Annotated in this window: 7 protein-coding genes; 4 read left to right on the forward strand and 3 right to left on the reverse strand. The window is 69.0% G+C overall.

Going from position 1 to position 6,268, the window contains the following annotated elements:
* On the reverse strand, positions 1–203 hold a 203-nt coding region (locus ABD255_RS24710; RefSeq protein WP_344217901.1), incomplete at its 3' end, for a hypothetical protein.
* A 130-nt stretch (positions 204–333) separates the two neighbouring features.
* On the opposite strand from ABD255_RS24710, the gene ABD255_RS24715 reads away from it, so the two are divergent.
* The 4 genes from ABD255_RS24715 (at position 334) to ABD255_RS24730 (ending at position 3,969) form a co-directional block, all read left to right on the forward strand.
* The gene (locus tag ABD255_RS24715; RefSeq protein ID WP_344217902.1) at positions 334–1,122 is read left to right on the forward strand and encodes a LysM peptidoglycan-binding domain-containing protein; all 789 of its coding nucleotides are present in this window, start codon (positions 334–336) and stop codon (positions 1,120–1,122) included.
* Position 1,123: 1 nt separating this feature from the next.
* A complete protein-coding gene (locus tag ABD255_RS24720) occupies positions 1,124–1,951 on the forward strand; it encodes an Rv3235 family protein (RefSeq protein WP_344217904.1) in 828 nt (275 codons plus the stop codon).
* A gap of 277 nt (positions 1,952–2,228) precedes the next feature.
* Positions 2,229–2,921, forward strand: coding sequence for a helix-turn-helix transcriptional regulator (locus ABD255_RS24725; RefSeq protein WP_344217906.1), 693 nt, complete (start codon positions 2,229–2,231; stop codon positions 2,919–2,921).
* A 10-nt stretch (positions 2,922–2,931) separates the two neighbouring features.
* Positions 2,932–3,969, forward strand: coding sequence for an aminoglycoside phosphotransferase family protein (locus tag ABD255_RS24730; protein WP_344217908.1), 1,038 nt, complete (start codon positions 2,932–2,934; stop codon positions 3,967–3,969).
* Here the strand turns inward: ABD255_RS24730 and ABD255_RS24735 are convergent.
* Together ABD255_RS24735 and ABD255_RS24740 are read right to left on the reverse strand one after the other, a co-directional pair.
* Positions 3,944–5,842, reverse strand: coding sequence for a hypothetical protein (locus ABD255_RS24735; protein ID WP_344217910.1), 1,899 nt, complete (start codon positions 5,840–5,842; stop codon positions 3,944–3,946). The genes ABD255_RS24730 and ABD255_RS24735 overlap by 26 nt on opposite strands.
* Before the next feature lie 101 nt (positions 5,843–5,943).
* Positions 5,944–6,268 (reverse strand): glycoside hydrolase family 130 protein (locus ABD255_RS24740; RefSeq protein ID WP_486336048.1); only part of this gene is annotated, 325 nt, incomplete at its 5' end.

Here is a 6,268-nt window from a genome sequence, read left to right on the forward strand (position 1 = left end):
TCCTCCCGCTCGGCCACTGAACCCCGCTCAACCATCCGCCTCACCGGCGACGCCGCGACCGTTCCCCACCCCGCGAGCCGGGGCTCCCAACCCGCCGCGCCCACCGACCTGTCCTGGCCTACGACCTCCTCGGACGGGCGGTCCACCGGGTCCTCCAACTCCTCCCGCCCCGCCACCGAGCCGCGGTCAACCGTCGGACTCACCGGCGAAGCTCCCACTTCCGACTGGCGAGCCGCCGAGAAGCCCTCAACCATCCGCCTGACGGAAACCACCAACAACCGCACCGCATCCACGACCAGCCGAGACCTTGCCAGCGTCGACAACCAGCAGCCGATGGAGCGCGCCACTGCCCCGACCACCCAGACCCCACCCACGGCAACCGGCCAGCAGCCCTCGACAGACCACCGCATCAGCCGGCAGGCGACCGGGCGACCCACCACCGCCACACCCACCCCGGACGCGTCCCGCCACTTTCCAGCCGAGCGCGGTGCTGCACCCGAGCAGCCGACCGGGCGTTCCACCCAGAGCCAACCCACTGCGAACGATCAGCAGCCCCCGTCCGGGCGCCACCTCAGACCGCAGCCGGCCGCGCGACCTACCGCACCCACCACCGGCACCCCAGTACCCGGCACCCGCAGTTCCGGCATCCCCACCACCGGCATCCCCGCCGCAAACCTCCCCACCGCTGGCCTCACCGCTGCGGGAACCGACCAACAGCGCCGAGCCGCGAAGCCGACCGAGGACGCGCCGGCGCAGCGCACCGCAGTACCGAAGCAGCCCGCACCCGAGAAGCGGATGCCGCAGGAACGGATGCCGGAGAAGCGGGTGCCGGACGGACGGATTGCTGTGCCAGATCGGCCGACCACCGGAGCGCCGACCCGCTACACCGACCTGCGGACCGGGCAACTCGTGAAACCAGCCTCACACGTCGTCAAGCCCGGCGAATCCCTCTGGTCCATCGCCGCAACCGAACTCGGCCTGCACGCGACCGAAGAAGCAATCGATACCCGCTGGCCCCAGTGGTACTCCACCAACCGCCACATCATCGGCCCCAACCCCGACCTGATCCAACCCGGCCAGGTGCTCCAAACCCCCGTGCCGCCTACCCACCAGGAGAAGTGACATGAGCAAGCACCCCACCCTCACGGCCGTCAGCCCGTTACCCGCATCCACCGACCCCACCACCGGCACCGCGCCCACAACCAACATCTCCGGCACCGGCACCGGCACCCCCAGTGTCGGCACCAACACTCCGGGCACCAGCACACCCAACGTCAGCTCCATCGCCCCAGGCACACCCACCGTCGACGCTCCAGGCGGCGGCACCTCCGACGTCAGCACGCCGCCCGCCGGCGTTGCCAACTCCTCCGCTTCGGACACGCCCCGCACATCCGACCTCCGGACGCTGCCCGCCGGCGCTTCCAACTCCTCCGCTTCGGAGACGTCCCGCACCTCCGACTCCGGCAGCAAGCCCGAGCTTCGCGTGGCGCCTCGGCCGACCCCGTTGCCTGTGCCGGTTACCCAAGGCGCGCTGGCGCTGCGGTACCAGACCGACCCAGAGCTTCACGCGATGCCGGCCCCGCCTGTGCTGCGGCTGGTGCCAAATGGGCCGCGACTGCCTGACGCGCAAGCCTGGGGTACCCGACTGGCGCAGGCCGTGGCGGAAGTGCTGGCCGGTGATCGCCCGATCGGGCAGCTCGTGCGCTTCACCGACACCGTGGTGTTCACCGACCTCTACCGCCGCGTCCGCGTACTCGGCCTGACCACCACCGCCACCGCCCGCGGCGCCAAGGAACGCTCGGCCGTGCGTTCGGTGCGGGTCTTCTCCCCCGCCACGGAGGTTGCTGAGATCTCCGCCCACGTCCGCTACGGCAACCGCTCGCGAGCGATGGCGCTCCGCCTCGAGGTCCACCGAGGCCGCTGGATCTGCACCGCCCTCGAACTCGGCTGAACCAGGCGATCCCGTACTTCGCGCCGCAACCCGATCGGGTGGTCTGTGTATCCGCCGGTGTGCGGTGGGCAGAGCTTCAGGTGTCGAGCCAGTACCGACCCAGGATCGAGCCAGCGCCGGGGAACGGCCGCGTACTGCCATCGGCCGTGGCTCTCACCGCCTTCGCCTGCGGGTAACGCATGCTTGATGTCGGTGGCGAAGTGCTTCTATCGGGAGTGCCGTCATCAGCCGAGAGCCTCGGCGCGGTTCTGTCGGTAGAGGGCGTCAGACTGTTGGGATGAGCTGGGATCTGGGGGTGTATCGCGAGCGGGCGGCCAGGTTGCCCGGGGCTGTGGTGTGGACGCGGACCTCGGATGGCGAGGCGTACCGGATCCTGCCGGATGGATGCATGGACCTGCTCTGGATCGAAGAGCAGCTCGTGGTCGCGGGGCCGGACAGTCGGGCCTATGTCGGGGAATCCGAGGCCGGAGTTCGTTATGCCGCGATTCGGTTTGCGCCCGGGACGGCGCCGGGGTTTCTAGGCGTGCCGGCCAGGGCGATTCTTGACGCACGCGTGCCGCTGGCTGAGTTGTGGTCGCCTTCGCGGAGTCGGCGGTTGGCGGATCGCGTTGGGCGGGCGGCCGATAGAGCGTCGGCGCTTGAGGACGCGGTGGCTGGGTTGTTCGAGGAACCACCCGACCGCGTCGTGAGCCAAGTACTACGCGGCGTCCGGCGCGGGGTTGCGGTGCCGGCGTTGGCGGGAAGTGTGGGGTTGAGTGAGCGGCAGTTGTATCGGCGGTGCCTGGACGCCTTCGGGTATGGGCCGAAGACGCTGGACCGGGTGCTCCGGATGAACGCGGCGCTGGAACGTGCGCGGGCGGGGCTGGGGCTGGCGGAGGTGGCTGCGCAGACGGGGTACGCGGACCAGGCCCACTTCACCCGCGACGTGAAAGCCCTGACCGGTGTCCCGCCGCGGTCCCTGCTCGCCTGAGAATCGGGTTATGGACTCCGAGGAAGCGGCGGCAACGACCCTGCGGCACAACCCGCTGAACGCGGTCACCGCGACGGTAGAGCGACTCACCTACCCGGACGGACAGACGGTGATCCGCAAAGTCCTGCAGGAGCCGCAAGAGACCACAGGGCCGTGGGCGGCGTCGACCGATCCGAGGCATTGGAACTACTGGCGGCGCGAGCTCGAGGTCTACCGCGACCAGGAACTCCGCGACCACCTCGACGGCACCGGACTAGCGCTGCCCGAGGCGAAGACCGAGGAGTACGACGGCGGCGCGGTGCTGCACCTCGAAGACATCAGCGGCCTGGCAGGGACGGAGTTCGCGCTGGAGGACCACGCGGCGCTGGCGCGGGCATGCGGGCGCTGGCAGGCCAAGCCCGCGAGTGAGGTGCCGTGGACATCGCGCGGCTTCCTCCGCGACTACTCCACCACCCGCGACGTGCCCTGGGAGTTGCTCAACGATGATGCGGCCTGGCGGCAGCCCCTGATCGCAGAGAATTGGCCAACTGGACTGCGGGCGGGTTGGGCAAAACTAACTGCGAATCGCGACGACCTGCTGGACCTGGTCGAGCAGTTGCCGCGAGCAAGATGTCATCTGGACCTATGGGTCAGCAACGTCATCCGCCGCCCGACCGGTGAGATCGCCTTGCTGGATTGGGCTTTCACCGGCGACGGCGCGCTGGGCGAAGACCTCGGCAACCACATCCCCGACGCAGTATTCGACCTGTTCTGGCCGGCTGAACGACTGCCCGAACTCGCGGAGACCTGCGTAGAGAACTACCTCGAAGGTCTCCGCGAGGGAGGCTGGCGTGGTGATCCCGACCAAGTCCGCCTCGCGGTGATGGCGTCCACGGTCAAGTACGCCTGGCTGCTGCCGAACCAGCTCGCCCGGGCGTCCGAGCCGACTCACAATGCCTACCACCGGGAAGCGGACAGCCAGCGCCTCTTCCAGCAGCGCGGGCTCGCCCTCAACTTCGTAGCCGACTGGTGCGCGGAGGCGCTCAGCCGGTCTGCAGGACGACCGTGAAGCCGCCGGGCAGAACAGGAACGTGAGCGGTCGGGCCCTGCGCGCTCGCACGGGCCCGGAGACGGCCTGAGCGGTCGTATGCGTAGACGGATGAGCGACGGTTGATAGTGACGGGATGGATGCGTGGGTGAGTGTCCACACTGTTCAGCAGCACCGCCGTGCCGAGTTGCAGGCGGGAGATCAAAGGAATCAGGAGTACTGCGTCAACGCGCAGCGGCTGACCCGCCGCGGCACTAGCAACCGCGGTGAGGCTGGTGGAGTCGGCCGGGAGCGCTCTGGTCAGGGTTACGGGCAGCAGCGCACCAGGCGCCGCGGACACACCCTGCGGGCCGGCCGTGCCGTGGTCGATCGAGCCCAAGGTTCGCCCTGCTGACCAGGTAGTCACGCCAGCCGCGCGGTCGTGGACAAGGTCAACGATGGGCGCAGCCAGGCGCGCTTGGGTAGAGGCGGGAACTGGCAGAGACGCGCTGGAGCCTGCAGGCATTGAGACGTAGGAGTTGTTGCTCCACTGGGATTCGCCGGTCCACGACGACGTGGGGGTGACCACTGTGGCGCCACCGGAGAGGGTGGCCGACTCAGCCTCGACCACTTGGAGGCCAGCAAGTGAGCGCGGGCCGGCGCCGAGGGTCTGGGCCTGGCGAAGCAGCGAAGGAGTCAACGCGAGCATCGAGAGCAGTCCGTGGATGGTGGACTCGGCACCGGAGTTCCGGTTGATGACGCCGTCGCCGGAGATGCCGTCGTACGTGCGGCCGGTCGCGGGGTCGTACATGGGTTCCCCGGCGCGGTTGGCGCCGAAGTACCACGCGGCTACGAAGGCGGCGACTTGGCGTAGGCCGGGGCGGTCCGCGGCCTCAGCAACCGACAGGAGGCCCTGCAGCCGAGCATCCACGCCATAAGCGATTTGAGTGCGGTCGATCGGCGCAGGGAGCCAGCCGTTGTCGGGACCACCCACTGTCATCAGCAGTGGAGTGAAGCCGGCCGTGTCACCGATAGCGGGCTCCAGCAGACGCGGCTTGCGCAGTACGGAAGCGGCCGCAGCGAGGGCGGAGGGCATCTGGGCGCCCCAGGCATGCCAGAGCGAGATCGACTCGGCCCATGGCAGCAGCGCGCGGAAGGGCCACGTGCGGCTGTCACCAGCGCCCATAGCAGCCACGGCTTCGGCAAACTGTTGCAAGGCGCGCCGAGCGCGAGCAGACCCGCCAGCGCGCACATAGGCCGCCAACCCCAGTACTGCTTCAGAAGTAGCGTCCGCGCCAGCCACGATCAGCCAGGCCGGCACTCGGCGTCCGTCGACCACGTTCCACGAGCCGTAGCGCGAAAGAACCTGACGCTCCAGGGCAGCGATGGCCAACTCGAGCCGTGCCCGAAGGAACGCGGCAAAGGCCGGGTCAACCCGACGGAAGATGGCATAGCCCTCCCCTAGCGCCCACACTGTCCGAGCCAGCCAGTACGACGGACCGGAGTCCGACGGGTCCGGTAGTTCAACCGGCTCCGCGCTGGGGTTCAGCGTCCCGTCCGGCTGCATCCAGAGCACGACATTGCCGGCATTGGGCCCAGTAGCGGTCTGCAGGAAAGTCAGCCCACGCAGCAACCCGTACGCCATGGACCGGCTGTGCGCATCGCCACGGAGCTTGTAGTGCCGCAGGTAGACCACAGCAGCCCGCGCGATGTCGTCCGCGTTGAACGCACCCTGGCCCCACGTGTCAGTCGCCGGATCGTACGTGCCGCCACCGATCCGGTCGTACGACCCATCGGCGCGGCGGTCGGCGTACGTCCACAGCACGCCGATCGGCCCCGCCCCGTACGTCGAATGCCCGCTGGCGGCAGGCGGTGAGACCACAGCACCCAGATAGTCGAGATGCGCGAGATTCACGAAGCCAGACGAAGAAACAACAGCAGCAGGAGAAGGCAGCCCCACACCAGAGACAGCAGCAACAGCAAGCGCCCCACCCAGGACGGTCCGGCGGGAGGCGGTCACGATAACCGGTCCAGGCGGGCTACGCCGATCTTGGCGTCGGCCATTCCGTAGAAGACGTAGTGCACGCCGTCGACCTCCTCGATTGCGGTCGGGAACACGACGTTCCCCACGGTGCCGATTCGTTCTTCCTCGGTTTCCGGGACGAGGATGGGTTCCGCGGTCCGGGCGATGATGCGGGTGACGTCCGCCGGATCGAGGAGCAGCGCCCCGGCGGAGTAGCTGACTTTCTGTGTGGTGGGGTCGAAGCCTTGGGGCTGCTCACCGGTGACGCCGTGATGGATGACGAGCCAGCCCTCCGGCACCCGAAGCGGTGCGGGCCCG

It is taken from the genome of Kribbella sancticallisti (assembly GCF_039530625.1).
Lineage (GTDB): Bacteria > Actinomycetota > Actinomycetes > Propionibacteriales > Kribbellaceae > Kribbella > Kribbella sancticallisti.

What these genes read in the sequence shown, in the direction of transcription:
- ABD255_RS24715 (WP_344217902.1), top strand. Translation starts at nt 334, where the DNA reads ATGGAGCGCGCCACTGCCCCGACCACCCAGACCCCACCCACGGCAACC.
- ABD255_RS24730 (WP_344217908.1), top strand. Translation starts at nt 2,932, where the DNA reads ATGGACTCCGAGGAAGCGGCGGCAACGACCCTGCGGCACAACCCGCTG.
- ABD255_RS24725 (WP_344217906.1), top strand. Translation starts at nt 2,229, where the DNA reads ATGAGCTGGGATCTGGGGGTGTATCGCGAGCGGGCGGCCAGGTTGCCC.
- ABD255_RS24720 (WP_344217904.1), top strand. Translation starts at nt 1,124, where the DNA reads ATGAGCAAGCACCCCACCCTCACGGCCGTCAGCCCGTTACCCGCATCC.